This is a genomic window from Paramesorhizobium deserti (assembly GCF_001558695.1).
Lineage (GTDB): Bacteria > Pseudomonadota > Alphaproteobacteria > Rhizobiales > Rhizobiaceae > Paramesorhizobium > Paramesorhizobium deserti.
In genome coordinates this window covers 462345-479460 of record NZ_LNTU01000001.1, presented here as the reverse complement: position 1 = coordinate 479460, position 17116 = coordinate 462345, and the positions used below count along the sequence as shown (strand labels likewise).

Annotated in this window: 15 protein-coding genes and 1 tRNA gene; 6 read left to right on the top strand and 10 right to left on the bottom strand. The window is 62.2% G+C overall.

Going from position 1 to position 17116, the window contains the following annotated elements; all coding sequences use genetic code 11:
* Positions 1-198: 198 nt before the first annotated feature.
* Positions 199-3774, bottom strand: a complete 3576-nt coding sequence (locus ATN84_RS02275; protein WP_068879901.1) for a histidine kinase dimerization/phospho-acceptor domain-containing protein — start codon at positions 3772-3774, stop codon at positions 199-201.
* Positions 3775-4083: 309 nt separating this feature from the next.
* On the opposite strand from ATN84_RS02275, the gene ATN84_RS02270 reads away from it, so the two are divergent.
* Complete coding sequence (locus ATN84_RS02270) at positions 4084-4542, top strand: phasin (RefSeq protein WP_068879900.1); 459 nt, start codon at positions 4084-4086, stop codon at positions 4540-4542.
* 241 nt (positions 4543-4783) lie between these two features.
* Positions 4784-4860: transfer RNA gene (locus ATN84_RS02265), tRNA-His, on the top strand.
* A 23-nt stretch (positions 4861-4883) separates the two neighbouring features.
* On the opposite strand, the gene ATN84_RS02260 is transcribed toward ATN84_RS02265, so the two are convergent.
* Together ATN84_RS02260 and xseA are read right to left on the bottom strand one after the other, a co-directional pair.
* The gene (locus ATN84_RS02260) at positions 4884-5327 is read right to left on the bottom strand and encodes an SRPBCC family protein (RefSeq protein ID WP_068879899.1); all 444 of its coding nucleotides are present in this window, start codon (positions 5325-5327) and stop codon (positions 4884-4886) included.
* Positions 5328-5542: 215 nt separating this feature from the next.
* Entirely contained in the window at positions 5543-7108 is a 1566-nt protein-coding gene (gene xseA, locus ATN84_RS02255; protein ID WP_068879898.1) for an exodeoxyribonuclease VII large subunit, read from the bottom strand.
* A gap of 225 nt (positions 7109-7333) precedes the next feature.
* Here xseA and ATN84_RS02250 point away from each other — a divergent pair, with 225 nt between their 5' ends.
* Entirely contained in the window at positions 7334-8254 is a 921-nt protein-coding gene (locus ATN84_RS02250; protein WP_068880831.1) for a DMT family transporter, read from the top strand.
* Between the two features lie 20 nt (positions 8255-8274).
* On the opposite strand, the gene ATN84_RS02245 is transcribed toward ATN84_RS02250, so the two are convergent.
* Positions 8275-9234: a LysR substrate-binding domain-containing protein gene (locus ATN84_RS02245; RefSeq protein ID WP_068880830.1), complete on the bottom strand. Its 960-nt coding sequence runs from the start codon at positions 9232-9234 to the stop codon at positions 8275-8277.
* 197 nt (positions 9235-9431) lie between these two features.
* On the opposite strand from ATN84_RS02245, the gene ATN84_RS02240 reads away from it, so the two are divergent.
* Positions 9432-9728, top strand: coding sequence for a DUF1127 domain-containing protein (locus ATN84_RS02240; RefSeq protein WP_068879897.1), 297 nt, complete (start codon positions 9432-9434; stop codon positions 9726-9728).
* A gap of 300 nt (positions 9729-10028) precedes the next feature.
* Here the strand turns inward: ATN84_RS02240 and ATN84_RS02235 are convergent, their stop codons facing one another.
* The 3 genes from ATN84_RS02235 to ATN84_RS02225 all read right to left on the bottom strand — a co-directional run bounded on the left by ATN84_RS02235 (position 10029) and on the right by ATN84_RS02225 (position 13289).
* Positions 10029-10910, bottom strand: coding sequence for a DUF937 domain-containing protein (locus ATN84_RS02235; RefSeq protein ID WP_068879896.1), 882 nt, complete (start codon positions 10908-10910; stop codon positions 10029-10031).
* 78 nt (positions 10911-10988) lie between these two features.
* Positions 10989-12362, bottom strand: coding sequence for a glutamate--cysteine ligase (locus ATN84_RS02230; RefSeq protein WP_068879895.1), 1374 nt, complete (start codon positions 12360-12362; stop codon positions 10989-10991).
* Between the two features lie 162 nt (positions 12363-12524).
* Entirely contained in the window at positions 12525-13289 is a 765-nt protein-coding gene (locus tag ATN84_RS02225) for a 16S rRNA (uracil(1498)-N(3))-methyltransferase (protein WP_068879894.1), read from the bottom strand.
* Positions 13290-13397: 108 nt separating this feature from the next.
* Between ATN84_RS02225 and ATN84_RS02220 the strand changes: the two genes are divergently transcribed.
* Both ATN84_RS02220 and ATN84_RS27405 read left to right on the top strand, forming a co-directional pair.
* A complete protein-coding gene (locus ATN84_RS02220; protein WP_068879893.1) occupies positions 13398-14096 on the top strand; it encodes a type 1 glutamine amidotransferase in 699 nt (232 codons plus the stop codon).
* Positions 14097-14308: 212 nt separating this feature from the next.
* On the top strand, positions 14309-14449 hold the full coding sequence (locus tag ATN84_RS27405) for a hypothetical protein (RefSeq protein ID WP_201026301.1): 141 nt from the start codon (positions 14309-14311) through the stop codon (positions 14447-14449).
* A gap of 29 nt (positions 14450-14478) precedes the next feature.
* Here ATN84_RS27405 and ATN84_RS02215 read toward each other — a convergent pair whose 3' ends face one another.
* The 3 genes from ATN84_RS02215 to ATN84_RS02205 form a co-directional block, all read right to left on the bottom strand.
* On the bottom strand, positions 14479-15216 hold the full coding sequence (locus ATN84_RS02215; protein WP_068879892.1) for a metallophosphoesterase: 738 nt from the start codon (positions 15214-15216) through the stop codon (positions 14479-14481).
* Positions 15213-16019, bottom strand: coding sequence for an FCD domain-containing protein (locus ATN84_RS02210; RefSeq protein ID WP_068880829.1), 807 nt, complete (start codon positions 16017-16019; stop codon positions 15213-15215). The genes ATN84_RS02215 and ATN84_RS02210 overlap by 4 nt, the downstream gene beginning before the upstream one ends.
* A 75-nt stretch (positions 16020-16094) precedes the next feature.
* Positions 16095-17009, bottom strand: coding sequence for a LysR family transcriptional regulator (locus ATN84_RS02205; RefSeq protein WP_068879891.1), 915 nt, complete (start codon positions 17007-17009; stop codon positions 16095-16097).
* Positions 17010-17116: the final 107 nt, after the last annotated feature.

The window sequence follows — 17116 nt, the reverse complement described above, 5'->3', positions numbered from 1 at the left end:
AACACACTGGTAATGCTGAGGCCGCCATCGGTCCCACGCCTTTGCTTTTGTGCCCCTTTTCTCTGTTGTACAGCTTTCATGCGCCGGCTTCGTCCGGCGTTTTTTTTGATTAGGGGAGTAAGGGAATAGGGCAGTAAGGCAGTAAGGAATAACAGTAGAAGCGACCGGGAGAGTCGGATTTCAACTCCCCTATTTCCTTCAATCCGCCAGCACACGCGTCGAGGGAAAGGAAATCTCCACCATGGTGCCGTTGCCCGGCGTCGATTCGATCGAGAACATGGCCCGGTTGGCTTCGACCATCGCCTTGGTCAGCGGCAGGCCGAGGCCGGTGCCGTCTTGGCGCCAGTCGGTGCGCCCGTCCGCCGGGTTGCGCTTCAGCGTGCTGACCTGCTTGAACGGCTTCAGCGCCTGCTCGATCTCCGCGGCACTCATGCCGACGCCGGTGTCGCGCACCCGCATTACCACGCCGCCATTCGCCTCATAGCTGGTCGAGACGATGACCTGTCCGCCCGGCGCGGTGAAGCGCACGGCGTTGGAGAGGAGATTGAGCGCGATCTGCTTGATCGAGCGCGCATCGGCGACGATGTCGGGCAGGTTCGCCGGAAAGCTCGAGCGGATGATGACGCGCTCGCGATTCGCCTGCGGCTGCATGATCGCCACCGCCTCCGCGATGGCGTCGTTGAGCGATACCGCTTCGAACTGCATGTCGAGCCCGCCCGCCTCGATCTTGGAAATGTCGAGGAGGTCGTTGACCAGCGCCAGCACATGGTTGCCCGAGCGGTTGATGTCGCGCAGGTAGTCCCGGTAGCGCTCATTGCCGATCGGCCCGAATTTCTCGTCTGACATCAGTTCGGAAAAGCCGATGATGGCGTTGAGCGGCGTACGGATCTCATGGCTGATGCGCGCCAGGAACTCCGTCTTCTGGCTGGAAGCCCGCTCCGCCTCGCGCCGCGCATTGGTCAGTTCCTCCTCGGCGCGTTTCCAATGCGTGATATCGCGCAAGACCGCGCAATAGCTGTTGGAGGCGGCAAGCTTGCCGATGGTCATGAACATCGGGATGAAGCGACCCTGCGCCTCGCGGCCGATCACCTCGCGCCCGTCATTGAGCACGCTCGCCACGCCGTTCTGCGAAAGCCCGTCGAGATAGTCGAGCGCGGCGCGCTGGCTCTCGATGGCGAAGAGCATGGAGAAGGATTTACCCTTGATCTCACCCGGCTCATAGCCGAAGAGCGCGGCCGCCGAATGGTTCATCGAACGGATCAGGCCGTCCGGCCCGATGATGACGACGCCGTCCGTCGCCGTATCAAGAATGCCGGTCAGCTCGTCAATACGGGTCTGGAGCGCCCGCATCTCTTCATCCGATAGCTCCGCCGCTCCGGTCTGTTGCGGCTCCTCAGCCTGCACCGCATTCAGCTGCGGCATGAGGCTCAGCATCAGCGCGCGGCCACCTTTCCATGACACTGACTGCAGATGCGCTTCCACCGCCTGCTCGCCGCCATCGGCGCGGCGCAGAGCCATGGCGCTTGGCTTGCCGTCCTCATCCACATGCCGTTCCGCAAACAGCGCCTCGAGCCCGCCCGCTCCGATGAGTTTTTCAGTCGTTTCATAGCCGGTGAGGTCGAGCAGCGCCTGGTTGGCATAATGCACGAGATCTCCGGAATGGATCAAAACGGGGAGGGGAAGCCGGGCGACGATGGAGGTGTCGTCATCGTCTTTTTCTTCCGCAATCTCGGCGGGCTTTGCCTCTTGCGCCTCGTGCGAAACCGGCTCCGATGCTGCAGGCTGCACCATTTCGATACCGAAAACAGAAGCGGTGTTGTCTTGCGCAATCCCTTTCCGGGTCCCGACTGCCGCCTGCGGCGTCGTTTCCACTTTCGGGGCAGCGCTCATCGGCGCGCGCGGATCGGGCACGGGCTCTGCATCCGGCACCTTCACCGGCGCATCGGCCGCCACCGGCGTCGCGTCCTCGCCGGGCACGTTCTTGTCCGGTTCCGCCTGCGTTTCCTGGCGGGATTCTGCGGACGGCACGTCCTTCCTGGTGATGCCGATGCCCTCGCGCCGCAGCCGGTCGGCGATCTCGCGGAAGGCGTTGCGCTCCGTCGGCGTCAGTCCGCCCTCCGTGCGGGGTGCACGGTGCTCCTCCAGACGGATGATCTTGTCGTGGATGCGCCGCCCGGCGGTCGATGTCAGGTGCAGCGCCGGCTTTTCGCCCTGGAACGGATCCTCGCTTTCAGCCGGGGAATCCGCAGCCGCTTCCAGCTTTTGCGAAAGCTTCTCACCAAGATCGACGACCCCCGCGGGCGCTGTGTCGCCCTGCGGCGCGGGCGCTTCCGCCAGTTCGGTCGGCGTCGCCGGACCGGCGACGAGCGCCAGGCCGATCGTCTCCGGGTCGGCCTCAGCCTCGCCGGTGCGGACCACGCCGAAACCGCGAAAGCCGAGGAACGTCCGCTCGCGCGAATAGACGGGGAGAGCGGCGAGATCGACAGGCGCGCGAAGCGATGTTCCCTGGATCGGCCAGAATACGGTGCGTCCGGACCAGGTGTCGCGCCCTTCCAGAAGCCTGGCGATCGCGCCGTCCTCATCGAGGCCGAAAACCCGGGCGACATCGGCGAAGCGGCGGCCGATCACATCGGCTGCCTGTGGACCGACGGCGGTGGCGAATTCCGGCGACATCTCGCTGAAGACCGTATCCGCATCCACCTTCCAGACGAAGCGGGCAGGGGATGCATCCGGATCGAAGGTGAAGGCGGCGGGCTGGGCTTCCGCCTCATCTGTTGCGCTCACCTCATCGGTTGCGGCAACGACGATGGGTTCCTCGGCTTTGCCTTCTAACGGCTCCTCAACCTCATCCCGTTCTTCTTCGTCATGCTCTGCGATAGATTCAGGCGCGGAAGATAGGGGAGTAAGCGGGCTCGCCTCATCCTTTTCCTGACCTTCGGTCGTTCGAAGCAACCCTTCTCGAATGAGGGCTTCCCGAAGGGAAGTCGTCTGGGGAGAGACGGAAATCTCCGCTTCACCCTTCTTTTCATCCTGATCTTGCGGAAGGGAAGGGCGAATATCCCCGACAATCTCCGGCGAAGGAACTTCCGCGTTCGGGCTTGGAGTTTCCTCGCCGGTAACAACCGGCTTCTCCACCTGTCCCTCTGCGATGACGAACAGCAAATGGCGGTACGGATCGTCGGCAAGGCGCGCGATACCGGCCGGTACGCTGCGCGTACCGGCGCGTACGCGGCGCTTGACCATGCGGCTCTCCTCGTCGCGCACCTCGATGACCAGGTCGTTCAACGTCGTCGGCAAGATGCCGAGTGCGTCGAAATGGGCTGATCTGGCGAGAACCGCGCCGGCTTCGTCGAGAAGCGCCACATGGGTGCTCTCGTCGCCGAGCCCGGAGATTGTCGCTTCGATAGCGGCAGACTGCCCGTCCGCGGCGAGGACGCGCGCCGGCGTGCCGTCGGGCAGTTTAATATCGAAAATCTGGAAGCTCGCCAGCCGCGAGGTGAGGCCGGATGCAAGGCGCACCGAGACGGTCCGCGTGCTGCCCGCCTGCGATCCGTCGAGCGCCATGATCTGGCGCTTGGTCTGCACGGCGAAACCCGGATCATTGCCGAGGATATCGTCGATCCTGTCGAAACCGAACATCGCCGCGCCTGGCCCGTTCGCCCAGATGACGGATGTGAGGTCGGGCGAAATCACGACAAGCGCGTCGCCACGCACGAAGCGTTCGTGGATGCCGTCGAGAACGGCAACATCAATGAAGGGATAGGTCCCCGGCATGCCAGTCGTTACCCGTTTGTCCTGTCGATTGGCCCTAACACGAGCTTTCTTATCCGCTCAAAACCAAGCGTTTTGCTTAATATCCCGTTAATAAGGCGTAGTCATCCCAGCGTCTACAAAAGCGCGCGACATGGCAACGCTTTTTCTGAACGGTTAGTTAATGTCCCCAGGCTGAAAGGCCCGTCTCGCGCTTTGGTTGATTGTGCGTTGCAAAATCATATTGCGCTGCACAATGAACAATGCTATAAAAATCGTCATAGGTGAGGAAACCTATCCGAAACCATCTTCGGACAGCGAAAGGGTCTCGAAATGAGCAAGAAACCAGAAGCAGACATATTCGCATTCCCCGGATTCGACGCCAGTGCCGTGACCGACCGTGTGCGCGAGTTCACTGAAGGCAGCATTGCGCAGTCCAAGGAAGCCTATGCCAAGTTCAAGGATCAGGCGGAAGCTGCGCAGAAGACCATCGAAACGACGTTCGAAGCCGCCCAGTCCACGGGCACCGAACTGTCGCTGAAGGCGATTTCCGCGCTGCGCGCCAATGCCGACGCCGGCTTCACGCATCTTGAAGCGCTTTTCGGCGTCAAGACGTTCGCCGATGCCGTCGAGTTGCAGACCATGTTTATGCGCAAGCAGACCGAGCTCGCCGTCGAGCAGGCCAAGGAATTCCAGTCCGCGGCGACGAAGGCCGTCGAGACCATGGTGAAGCCTGCCAAGACGGCCATGGAAAAGGCGGTCAAGGACGCGAAGGACGTCAAGGCTGCCTGATCTCTTCAGGCGGGATTGATAGATAAGGCTTTTTCCAGCGGCATTCCTCCTCCCGTCCGCTGGAAATTAAGAGACCGGACATCTCCTCCCGTTCGGTCTCCTTCTCGAAAAGGCCGGGTTCCTCGCCCGGCCTTTTTCTTTAATGGGGATGGGGCGGTAAAGACTTGCAAATCGTTTCGATTCTCCGTATGTGACCCCTATCGGATGTCGGGGCCTCACGGACCCCGCCGATACATGGTATGCGGTCGTAGCTCAGTTGGTTAGAGCGCAGGATTGTGGCTCCTGAGGTCGTAGGTTCAACTCCTACCGACCGTACCATTCTCTCCCTTCCGGATGATCTGCTATTGATTGATCTCGGGTTCGATGAGCCTTGCGAGGTTTCGCAGCGACTCCTGCCAACCGAGATAGCAGGCCTCCGGCGGAATGACATCCGGCACGCCCGCCTGGACGATATCCACCTCCGTGCCCACCGAAACTTTCTTCAGTGTCACCGTCACCTGCATCTCGCCTGGCAGATTGGGATCGTCGAACTTGTCGGTATAGCGCAGGCTTTCACCCGGAACGAGCTCGATATATTCACCACCGAACGAGTGGCTTTCGCCCGTCGTGAAGTTCCGAAACGACATTTTGAACGTGCCGCCGACCTTTGGCTCGAAATGATGCACGGTGCAGGTGAAGCCGTTGGGCGGAAGCCATTTTGCAAGCGCATCCGCTTCGAGAAACGCGCGATAGACCTTCTCCGGGCTGGTCGCCAGAACACGGTGCAGACGTATGGTGCTAGGCATATTTGCTTATCCTCATGACTGAAATTGCCGATCTACGATCCAAGGACGAAAGAGGAATGGCCAATCCGACACAGGCTCTCGGATTTTTTGGACCGTGGCCGCACCTCTTCAGACCACAACCCTCTACACCCCGCTTTCAACCCTTTTCCGCCAGTCGTCAGGCGATGGCAAAATACAGGGGTAGAATGGCAATAAAGCCGACGCGGACAATTGCTCTAGAATAACGATCCCTGACCACCGCCAGCCTTGGCCGGCTTCGGCTGCGCCTTTGGCTTCGGCCGGCTTCCCCCTCCCGTTGCCACTGCCTGGACGTCGCCGTCGCGGAAGCGGAGCGCCAGCGCGTCGCCGGAATGAACGGCCGCCGCCTGCTTCACCGGATTGCCCGAAGCATCGAAGACGACCGCGAAGCCGCGTTCCAGCACGCTTTCGTAGGAGAGCGTCCGCATCAGGCGTTCCAGTTCGCCGCTTCTGCGCTTTCGTCTTTCGAGTATAAGCCCCACAGCCTGGTCGCGCCTGCGGTCGAACTGGGCGAGCATATGGGATGCGCGTTCCGCATGGCGGCGGATCGGTTCGGGCGAGAGCCGCCCGGCGGGTCCCGAAAAGCGGCTGCGCCGCTCGCGCAGAAAGGCTTCGAGGCAGCGCGGCAGGCGGGCCGCCATGGTTTCCGTATGGCGCCGCCGCTCGATGATGCGCCGCTGCAGGAGGCGCGGCGATAATTGCCTTGCATGACCGTCGAAGCTCGCGCGCTTCTTCTGTGTGTTTGCCTGCAGTGCTCTGCCCAGGCGCGCGGCGGCTTCGTCGAACCGCCGGCGCGGCAGGGCCAGAAGCTGGTCGGCGGAGGGAAGGGCGCGCGAGAGCGCGCGCTGCGTCTGCCGGCGCTGACCGAGATAGCGCGACATGCCCGATGAGAGCCGCGCCGCCAGCGAGGCCACCGTCGCCTGCAGATCGGCCTTCACCGGGACCGCCATTTCGGCGGCACCCGTTGGCGTCGGCGCGCGCCTGTCGGCGGCGAGATCGATCAGCGTCCAGTCCGTTTCATGTCCCACGGCCGAGATGACGGGAATGTCGGAGGCGGCGACCGCCCGCACCACCACTTCGTCGTTGAAGCCCCAGAGATCCTCCAGGCTGCCGCCGCCGCGCGCGACGATCAGCACGTCGGGGCGGGGCAACGGACCATCCGGTGCTAGCGCATTGAAGCCGTTGACGGCGGCCGCAACCTCCGGCCCGCTGGTCTCGCCCTGCACCCGCACCGGCCAGACGATGATGTGCAGGGGAAAGCGATCGGTAATGCGGTGGATGATGTCGCGGATGACAGCGCCGGTGGGCGATGTGACGACGCCGATGACGCGAGGCATATAGGGCAGAAGCTGCTTGGTGGCAGGGTCGAACAGTCCTTCGGCCGCGAGCTTGCGCTTGCGCTCTTCGAGAAGCGCCATCAGCGCGCCCGCGCCCGCCGGCTCCATCTGCTCGATGACGATCTGGTATTTCGACGAGCCGGGATAGGTGGTGAGCTTGCCGGTGGCGATCACCTCCATGCCTTCCTCGGGCAGGAAGCGCAGCCGGCTCATGCTGCCGCGCCAGATCACCGCCTCGATGCGCGCCCGATCGTCTTTCAGCGAGAAATAGGCGTGGCCGGAGGAATGCGGGCCGCGATAGCCGGAGATTTCGCCGCGCACCCTGACATGGCCGAACGCATCCTCGACGGTGCGTTTCAGCGCGCCGGAAATTTCCGAAACGGTATATTCGGCGACATTTGAGGTCGAATCGGGGACGTTACTCATATTCTTATAGGGGCTTTCCCGTCCGTGAAGGTCAATAGCCAGAGCAAGTCCAGGAAAAGTGTGAAGCGGTTTTCCCGGGACAAGCGGGAACCGCTTGCCCAGCGGACTTGCGCGAAAAGAGAGCCACATCACTGACATTGATGCAATCTTCACTTGAATTCAATGGACGTGATGAGATCATCGCGCGATAGGGAATATATGCCGACAGATACGACAGCAGATTCATTGAATTTGAAGCCAGCCACCCGCCCGCAGGATCGCGCATTCGAGCCCTTCGATTACGGGCTCTATGCGATGACGGTCTTTGCTTGGAGCCTTTCCTGGTATGCGCTTAGCGTTCAGGCCGGAAGCGGCGTCGCCAACGAGGTCAACATCGTCTGGCGCTTTCTCATTGCGGCGGTGATCATGCTTGTCTGGGCGGTGGTCTCGAAGCAGCGTTTGAAATTCACCCTGCGCGATCATCTGGGCTTCGCCGGGCTCGGTGTCCTGCTCTTTTCCTCGAATTTCCTGCTCTTTTATTATGGCGCGCAATATCTGGTCAGCGGCCTTCTCTCGGTCGTCTTCTCGCTCGCCTCCATCGTCAATCTCGTGCTCTCGACCGTGATCATGCGCGAGCCGCCATCATCGCGGACGCTGATCGGCGGCCTGATGGGCTTCGGCGGCATCGCGCTGATGTTTCTGCCGGAAATGCAGGCCCACGGCTTCACCGGCAAGACGCTCGTCGGCCTTGGCCTCTGCGTTGCCGGAACGCTCTGCTTCTGCACGGGCAACCTGATCTCCGCACGCCTGCAGAAGCGCAGCCTGCCGCTCGTCTCGATGAACGCCTGGGGCATGGTCTACGGCACGCTCTGGGCCGCATTTCTCGCCTTCGTTTTCGGCAAGCACTTCACCGTCGCCTGGACCGCTGAATATCTAGGCTCGTTGATCTTCCTGTCAGTCGTCTCGACCGTGCTCGCCTTCTTCGCCTATCTGACGCTTCTCGGCCGCATTGGCTCCGCCCGCGCCGGCTATGCCACGGTGATGTTTCCGGTCTTCGCGCTGATCGTCTCGACAGTGCTGGAGGGCTATCAATGGACGGTGCTCGCCATCGTCGGTCTGGCGCTGGTGCTCGCGGGCAATCTCTTTGTTATCCGTGGGAAGAAATAGGCGGGCTCAGGAAAGCCGGACTACCACCCCGGAACGAGCTCGCTCGAACGCACCCGCCGCGTGCGCACGCTGGTCGTGAGCTGCGTGATATCGGCGGTGGCAAGGCCTGCGGGTGCGGGCGAGGAGATGTTGTCTAGGCTTTCCACGATATGCTGCGCCAGCGCATCGATGATGGCGGTCTGCTTCGAGTGGCCGCGCAGTATGCCGATGCCGAATTCCGGCAATTTGCCGAAGCCTTCCGCTTCCCCCAGAACCCGCATGCCGGGGCGCAGCGCGCATTCCGGCAGGACCGAGACCGCAAGGCCGGCGAGCACAGCCGCCGCCAGCACGGTCGCCGACCAGCTGGTGAAGAGAATGCGGTGGGCTCGATCCATATCGTTCAGCACATCGAGCGCCGCGCTCCGCCAGATGCAGTTCGGCCGTCCCACGGCTAGTGGCAGCACCGGCTCCTCATGCACGGCGTGATTGGCTGAAGTTACCCAGAGCAGCGGTTCGCTGCGGACTACTTCCGAACGGCGCCTCTCGTCGACCTGGGTGACGAGCGCGATATCGAGCGTTCCTTTCCGGATCATTTCGTCCAGATTAACGGTCGGCTCACAGACGATGGAGAGCTCGACCCGGGGGTTGGAGCGGGCAAACCGCGCCATGATCTCCGGCAGAAAACGATCGGCGTAATCGTCCGGCGTGCCGATGCGGACATGGCCCTCGAGTTGCGTATCGTCGAAGGCGGCGATGGTTTCGCTGTTGAGATGGATCATCCGCCGGGCATAGATCAGCAGCCGTTCGCCATCCTCCGTCAGCCGGTTGGTGCGCCCGTCTCGCTCGAACAACGGCTTGCCGATCCGCTCCTCCAGCCGCCGCATCTGCATGGAGACGGCAGACTGCGTCTTGAATACGGTGTCCGCCGCCCTCGTGAAGCTGCCCGTATCCGCAATGGCGATGAAGGTCTGCAACTGGTCGAGATCGAGCGGTGCGGTCATGACATTCCCCATCAATCCATCATCAATTTTGAAGAATAACATTAGAAACATTCGTTTGAATAATCAATAAGCCTGCCTCATAACATCCATGTTCACAAAAGGCCGCGCAGTCCCCGGAAAGAGCTGCGTAAAAGACGTGCGGAAATTCCTTCCGCGCGATGGATTTTCTTGTGCTTCACGCCCCAAGGAGAACGGCGATGACGACGATAAAGACGACGACCGTGAAGTTGCCCGCAACTGGCTTTGCTGCGACGATGACGCAGTGGACCACGCGCGCCTTCAATACGGTGGTAAAGTTCTTCGTCGTGCGCCGAAATCGTACGGCGATCCTGCGACTTGGCGATCTCGACGATTATATGCTGAAGGATATCGGCGTCAGCCGTTCCGACCTGCACCGGGTCCTTGGCCGTCCCTATCTGGATGATCCAAGCAGCGAACTCAGAGTGATCGTCGAAGCCCGCGCCCGGCAACAGGCGGCCCGCGGCATCTTTTGATTTCAGGGCGGGATGAAGCCGAAGGGCATCGACCCGCCCCAGGTTCCCAAGCAGGCGCCACCCCATTCACAAGCCGGATCCCCTCCCGGCTCGCCTGCTACCTGCCCGGCCGTGCTTTCACGGCCGGGCTTTTTTTATTTTAGAGCGGTTCCTGCATCGGTGGAATCACCGGCGTGCACCGTTCGGAACTATTGTTGCGGTGGATAGGTAGAGGCATGGATCCCAGTGCTTGTCACTGGGATCCATGCCTCAACGGTGCCACAGCTGCACCTTGGAACATATCATTGAAAATGAGCCACATCAGCGATGCCGGTCCATGCCGTGCAGATACTGGTCGAAGATCGATTCGACATCCTTCTGATATTTTTCCTGCGTCTGGCGGCCTGTTTCGAACATCTGGCTGAAGATGTCCTGCAGGGGATTGCCTGAAGCGGGCGGGGCACCATGGTCAGGCTGCGGCGAAGGCGGCTCCTGAGGTGCGGCACCGGTTCCGCCGCGCAGCGTCTCCTCGAAGATCTTTGCAAACGGGCTGTCCCTGAACGGATTTTGCTGCTGGGCGTTGCCGACGCTGGCGGCCGCGCCTCCGCTCTGCATTTGCTCCAGCATCTTGCCCCAGGGCGTGTCGCCGAAGGGATTGCCGGCGCTTGCCTGCCTCTGCTGCGCCGGACCTTCGCTGAACATGCTTTCGAGGATCTGCCCGAACGGGCCGAACGGATTTTCGGCCTGTGTCTGCGTGCGCTGCTGTTCTGCGTTCTGGTTGCCCCGACCGAATGTCTGCTGGGCAAGGCCGCCCATCATCATGCTGGCGATGACGGGCAGCATCTGTTTCAGCGTTTCCGCGCCGATGCCGGTCATCCGCGCGGCATGGTCGGCGACCGCCCGCGACAGTTCCTTCGAGCCGAACAGATGGCCGAGAATGCCGTTGCCGTCCTGGAGGCCGGCAGGATCGAAGGCTCGGGCTGGATCGGCCGCGTATTTCGCGTGATCGCCATTCGCCAGCGCCTGCAGGAAGGAGCCGATGCCGTAGGGATCGGCGGCGTTACGTTTCAACCCCTGCGAAAAGGCCGGCAGAAGCGCTTCGAGCGCCGCAACCGTCTGCTGCTGCGACAGGCCGAATTGCCGCGCCAGCGCGGCGGCATTCTGCCCGCCCTGCGCATTCAGGAATAGATCGATCAGCGACATGGCAATCTCCTCCTCCGTATTTCCCGCATCCTACAGGAAATCCTGCATGAAGGATATTTCCGTTCGCCGGCGACGCTTTCAATAGGCGTATTCGAGGAAGATCGGCTCGATGGAGCCGCCCCAGATGCTGTAATACTGGCCGAGCATCTTTTCCGCATCCGTGGAACCGCGCGCCACGATCTCTTCCAGCGGAGCGAGATAATGCGTCTCATCGAAGCCGTCGCTGTTCAGCCGATGGCGGTTCTTCAGGCCCATGCGCGAGATGTCGAGCGTCTCGCGGGCGATGTCGCGCACGGTGCGATTGCGGAAAACGGCATTGAGCGCCTTGGCCGGCACCGCGTCGCGCAGCTCCTGCACTTCGCCATATTGCCAGTCGCGGGTCAGTTCCTCGGCGGCATCGAGCGCTTCTGCATCATAGAGCAGGCCCACCCAATAGGCGGGAAGCGCACAGATGCGCCGCCACGGGCCGCCATCCGCGCCGCGCATTTCGAGGAAGCGCTTCAGCCGCACTTCGGGAAAAAGCGTCGAGAGATGATTGGCCCAGTCGCCCATATTGGGCATGCCATCGGGCACTTCGTTGCGCAGCGCGCCGTTCATGAATTGCCGGAAGGTGACATGGGTGGCGTCGTAATAATGCCCGCCGCGCAGAACGAAATACATCGGCACGTCGAGCGCCCATTCGACATAATCGGCGAAGCCGAAATCAGGCGAGAAGACGAAGGGCAGCACGCCCGACCGCTGGTTGTCCGTATCGCGCCAGATGTTGGAGCGCCAGGAGAGAAGGCCGTTCGGCTTGCTCTCCGTAAATGGCGAGCTTGCGAACAGCGCCGTGGCGATCGATTGCAGCTTCATCGACACCTGCATCTTGCGGCGCATGTCGGTTTCCGACGCGAAGTCGAGATTAACCTGGATGGTGCAGGTCCGGTACATCATGTCGAGCCCCTCATGCCCGACCTTGGGCATATAGTTCGTCATGATCGAATAGCGCGATTTCGGCATGCGGGGCGTTTCGGCAAGCGTCCATTTCGGGCTGCCGCCCACGCCGAGGAAGCGGATGCCGAGCGGGTCGGCGATCTCACGCACCTGCGCCAGATGGGCGTTCATCTCGCGGCAGGTCTGGTGGATGGTCGAGAGCGGCGCGCCGGAGAGCTCGAATTGCCCGCCCGGCTCCAGCGAGATCGCCCCCTGTCCGGTCGGCTCAACCAACCCGATGATATTGCCCTCATCGATGATCGGGTCCCAGCCAAGCTTGACCTTCATCCCTTCCAGAATGGCGCGGATGCCACGCGGACCGTCATAGGGAACGGGGCTGTTGTCGGCGGCGTAGAACGGAAATTTCTCGTGCTCCGTGCCGATGCGCCATTGCTCGGCCGGCTTGGCGCCAGCCGCCAGATAGGCTACCAGCTCGTCCGTTGAGGTGATCGACGTTTCGTCCGTTGTATCGCGCGCCATGCCTTGCCGTTTCTCTTAGCCCCAGACTCTTTGGTTCGTGATTGTACGGTTTTGTCAAATCGCGCAAGTGAATTCCATTTATGCGCCGATCAAGGCAAATTGATTGATAGGGAAGTAGGGGAATAAGGGAATAAGTGAGTAGAAGGCGCGTCTTGCTGTCCCCTATTCCCCTATTCCCTTACTCCCCTGTGATGTCCAGTCGCCCACCGTCGCCTGCACCAGCGCCAGTGCAGCCACGGCCGCCGTGTCGGCCCGCAGGATCCGCGGGCCGAGCGGGATGGCGGTGACGAAGGGCAGGCGGTGCATGAGGCCGCGCTCCTCCTCGGAGAATCCGCCTTCCGGCCCGATGATGAGGCCGAGCGGCCCCGGTCCAAGCGCCTGGAGGAGGGGCAGGGGATTGTTCGTCTCATGCCCCTCGTCGCAGAAGATCAGGCGCCGGGCGGGGTCCCACTGGTCGAGCAGCCGGTCGAGCTTCACCGCCTCGCGGCATTCGGGAAGGTTCAGCACGCCGCACTGCTCGGCGGCTTCCACCGCATTGGCGCGGATGCGCTCGATGCCGATTTTCGGAACCTGCGTGTGCTGGGTGATGACGGGTTGCAGCACGCCGGCCCCCATCTCCACCGCCTTCTGCACGAGATAGTCGAGCCGCCCCTGCTTCAAGGGCGCAAAGCAATAGACAAGGTCGGGCTGCTGCGGCTGCGGCCGCGTCTCTTCCGTGACATCCAGCGTGATGCGTTTTTTGCCCTCGAAGCGAAGCTGCGCCTTCCACTCGCCGTCGCGGCCGTTGAAGAGGAGAACCTCGTCGCCATCCTTCATCCGGAGCACATTGGCGAGATAATGGGCGGCCTCGGCCGGCGGCTCGACATGTCCGCCCGTGCCGAGCGGGGCATCGATGAACAGTCTCTGCATTCTGTAATTCGCGCGCATGGCATCACCGATGGCAGAGCAGAGGGCATGCGGTCAAGTCACGCCTCTTTTGGGCCGGCCCGCGCCGTGTTATCGCTCGGATCAATATCGGCAATAAGGGGGCAGGAAATGCGGGTTCTCGCCGTTCAGAACTATAGAGGCACCGGCCTAGGGCAGGTTGGCGAGGCGCTGGCTGAGGCGGGCGCCGACATCGATCTGCGCGCGCCCTATCTGGGCGAGCCGCTGCCGCAATCCCATGATGGCCATGATGCGCTGATCGTGTTGGGCGGCGAGCAGAACGCGCTCGCGGACGACGAATATCCCTATTTCCCAGCGCTCACCGGGTTGATCCGCGACTTCGGCGATGCCGGCAAGGCGGTTCTCGGCATCTGTCTCGGCAGCCAGCTCGTTGCGCGCGCCTATGGCGGCGACAATGTCCTCGACCGCCCGCTGGAGTTCGGCTGGCATGAGGTGCGCACCACGCAAGCGGCAGCTGCGGATCCCGTGCTCTCCGCGGTCCCTCCGGCTTTCCCGATCTTCCACTGGCATTGCGATACCTTCACGCTGCCGCAGGGCGCGCAGCATCTGGCTTCCAGCGACAGGACGCCCAACCAGGCCTTCCGCATCGGCCGCGCCGTCTATGGCATCCAGTTCCATTTCGAGGCGGACCGAAAGCTCGTCGGCGAATGGAACGTCATGTTCGGTGAACAGATCAGGGAATCACAACCCGGCTGGCTGGAAAACTATGCTCAAGCGGCGGCGGCGATCGGCCCCGTTGCCGATGCCGCCGGCATGACGCTCGCCCGCGCCTGGGTGCGGCAGGTTTAGCCCTATTGGGAAACGTTGCTCTCCTGCCACAGAGGGCGATCAAAGCAGCCTAATTTGTGGAAATCTAAAATCCCGGCATCGCCGTTTAGTTGTCTGAAAGAAATTGCAGGTGTACTTGGCGCACGCACCGACGGCGACCGACGATCCGGATATCAACCGGGCGCTTTCCTCGCCGGAAATATCAATGCCGAAGTCCGTGGAGACGTTAGAAAATGACTGCCAAGAGCGCCACGCTCCTTACCGTTCTCATGATCTCCGCAATCCTTTTCATGTCCATCGGCATCTTTTCCGTCGATGCGGGCAATCATCAGGCCTCGAACGACGGATACGGCATCTCGTCGGACTTCCGCTGATTCTCCGAAATTCTTCCTGATTTTTTCGGTTACGGCAGCGTTTGGATGAAGCGCTTGGTTGCGCCGTCGATGACGATGGCGCTGAGCTGGCCCGAGTGCCAGGCGAAGGTGTCGACATCGACGCGGTTGAGCTTCACCTCGATTTCTTCAAGCGGCGTATGGCCGTGGATGACGACCTTCTCGAACGGCTCCGTCCAGTCGAGAAAGGGGCGTCTTATCCAGATCAGGTCCTCCGGGTCCTGATGGTCGAGCGGTACGCCCGGCCGGATGCCGGCATGGCAGAAGAAGAAATCGCCGAAGGTGAACGCGCGCGGCATGTGCCTGATGAATTCGACATGCGCCTGCGGCACGGCACTGACCAGCGCGACATAGCCCTCATCGACCGATTTCGGATCTCTGAAATCGATCTCGACGCCATAGGAGAGCGCCGTCTCGCGCCCGCCATTGTTGGCGAAGACGCCGTCCGGCTCGGCGAGCGCCAGGAAATCGAGGAAGCTCACATCGTGATTGCCCATGAGCACCAGGTTGCGCTCGTCCTTCTCCCGCGCCTCGATCAGGAAATCCAGGACCTCTTTTGAAGCGGGGCCGCGGTCGACATAATCGCCCAGATGGATGATGCGCCAGTCGTGAGCCGGATTGTTTGCGAGATCGGCGCGGATCAGCCCATGCAGCCTCGTCAAGAGGTCCGCCCGCCCGTGCACGTCGCCGATGGCATAAAGGCGCAGGCCCTCCGGCCCTGCCGCTTCCGGAAAGGTGACTGATTTCATGAGTCCTGGCTTGTGCTGGCGTGATTGGGAGCGGAATTGCGCTGGGTAAGCCGCAGGCGCGAGACCTGCTGCCATGAATCGCTGCGCTCGGCCTCGTGCATGGCGCGCTCGATATAGCTGATATGCGCCTCCACCGCCTTGCGCGCGGCCTTCGGGTCGCCGGCGATCACTGCGTCGAAGATCGCGCGATGCTGCGCCAGCAGGATCTCACGGGCACCGGGAAAACCATAGATCAGGGCGCGGTTGTAGAACACGCCGTCGGCCAGAAGCCGGTAGCAGGAGCGCAGCGTGTGCAACAGCACGATGTTGTGCGCGCATTCGCCGATGGCATTGTGGAACTCGACGTCGAGATGGGCTTCTTCCGCGAAATCGTCCTTGCCATGGGCGGCTTCCATGGCCTCCATGATCCCGGTCAGCAGCGCCTTGTCGGCCACAGTCGCACGCCTTGCCGCGAATTCGGCGGCAATCCCCTCGATCTCGCGGCGATATTCGAGATAGTCGGCGGTCGCCTTGCGGTGGCTGGCGATCAGTTCGATGACCGGCCGGGTGAAGATCTGCCCGATAACGTCGGCGACGAAAGTTCCGCCGCCATGGCGGGTGACGAGCAGGCCGCGGCCCTCCAGCCGCTTCAGCGCTTCGCGCAGGATCGGCCTGGAGATGTCGAACTGCCGCGCCAGCTCTCGTTCGCCCGGCAGGCGGTCACCCACCCGCAATATGCCTTCCAGGATCAGGAGCTCGATCTGGCTCACGACATCGTCCGCCGTGCGCGAAGGCTCGATCCTGGAAAATATCTGCTCGCCCATCGAATTCATGCCACCGGTTTCATGCACTGGCAGAGTAACGGTTTCGGGCAAAACTGGTCAATTGATTTGTCCAGTTTATGAGCCTTCCGCCCCCTTTTCCCAATAGGGCGCCGGGCCGTAGAGATCGGCGAGATAGTCGATGAAAAGCCGCACCTTGGCGGGCAGGAACTGGCGCGAGGGATAGACGGCATGGATCGCCACCTTGCGCGTGGCGGCATAGTCCGGCAACACCTGGACGAGCTTGCCCGCCGCCAGCTCCGGGCCGATATCCCAGGTTGAGCGCTGAGCGATGCCGAGCCCGCCCAGCACCGCCTCGCGCACCACCTCGCTGGAATTGGTCTGCAGCGGCCCGGCGGGGCGCAATGTCACCGGCCCGTCCGGCCCTTCGAGCCGCCACGGGTCGTTGTTGTGCGGGGCAAGGCAGACATGGTTTTCCAGGTCAGTGAAATTCTTGGGGCTTCCGTGCTCCGCGATATAGCGCGGCGCGGCCACTAGGATGCGCCGCACCGGCGCGAGCCGCCTTGCCACCAGGCTTGAATCGGAAAGCTCGGCGATGCGGATCGCCAGATCATAGCCTTCGCCGACGATGTCGACGATCTCGTCCGTCAGCATCATGTTGATCGCGAGATCGGCATTGGCCCGCATGAACGGTTCGAGATAGGGCGCGATATGCATGCGGCCGAAGGTGGTCGGCGCGGAGATTTTCAGCGTGCCGCGCGCATCGGCCGAGCGGCGGGAGACGAAGTTCTCCGCTTCCTCGACGCCCGTGAGAATCGCCAGCACGCGTTCGTAATAGCCCTGGCCGGCCTCGGTCAGGGCGATCTGCCGCGTCGTGCGCTGGAGAAGCCTGGTGCCGAGGCGGTCCTCCAGTCGCCGCAGCCGTTTCGAGACGACCGCGGGGGAGAGCCCGAGCTCCCGCCCGGCGGCGGACATGCTGCCGCTTGACACCACCCGGGCGAAGATCTCCATATCTGCCAGATTGCTCATCATGTGCGTGTCGGGCCCATTCCGGAATTTAACCCGATGTTCCTACTACAGCAGCGCCGTCCATGGAAACGCTGCTTGTTTGCGGTCTCTCGCGCCGTTCATTTATTCCG

Bases quoted from the DNA above. Each gene is read 5' to 3' on its own strand.
- ATN84_RS02205 (WP_068879891.1), bottom strand. From the start codon at position 17,009: ATGATGAGCAATCTGGCAGATATGGAGATCTTCGCCCGGGTGGTGTCA.
- ATN84_RS02210 (WP_068880829.1), bottom strand. From the start codon at position 16,019: ATGGGCGAGCAGATATTTTCCAGGATCGAGCCTTCGCGCACGGCGGAC.
- ATN84_RS02270 (WP_068879900.1), top strand. From the start codon at position 4,084: ATGAGCAAGAAACCAGAAGCAGACATATTCGCATTCCCCGGATTCGAC.
- ATN84_RS02275 (WP_068879901.1), bottom strand. From the start codon at position 3,774: ATGCCGGGGACCTATCCCTTCATTGATGTTGCCGTTCTCGACGGCATC.
- ATN84_RS02235 (WP_068879896.1), bottom strand. From the start codon at position 10,910: ATGTCGCTGATCGATCTATTCCTGAATGCGCAGGGCGGGCAGAATGCC.
- ATN84_RS27405 (WP_201026301.1), top strand. From the start codon at position 14,309: ATGACTGCCAAGAGCGCCACGCTCCTTACCGTTCTCATGATCTCCGCA.
- xseA (WP_068879898.1), bottom strand. From the start codon at position 7,108: ATGAGTAACGTCCCCGATTCGACCTCAAATGTCGCCGAATATACCGTT.
- ATN84_RS02225 (WP_068879894.1), bottom strand. From the start codon at position 13,289: ATGCGCGCGAATTACAGAATGCAGAGACTGTTCATCGATGCCCCGCTC.
- ATN84_RS02260 (WP_068879899.1), bottom strand. From the start codon at position 5,327: ATGCCTAGCACCATACGTCTGCACCGTGTTCTGGCGACCAGCCCGGAG.
- ATN84_RS02240 (WP_068879897.1), top strand. From the start codon at position 9,432: ATGACGACGATAAAGACGACGACCGTGAAGTTGCCCGCAACTGGCTTT.
- ATN84_RS02215 (WP_068879892.1), bottom strand. From the start codon at position 15,216: ATGAAATCAGTCACCTTTCCGGAAGCGGCAGGGCCGGAGGGCCTGCGC.
- ATN84_RS02230 (WP_068879895.1), bottom strand. From the start codon at position 12,362: ATGGCGCGCGATACAACGGACGAAACGTCGATCACCTCAACGGACGAG.
- ATN84_RS02245 (WP_068880830.1), bottom strand. From the start codon at position 9,234: ATGACCGCACCGCTCGATCTCGACCAGTTGCAGACCTTCATCGCCATT.
- ATN84_RS02220 (WP_068879893.1), top strand. From the start codon at position 13,398: ATGCGGGTTCTCGCCGTTCAGAACTATAGAGGCACCGGCCTAGGGCAG.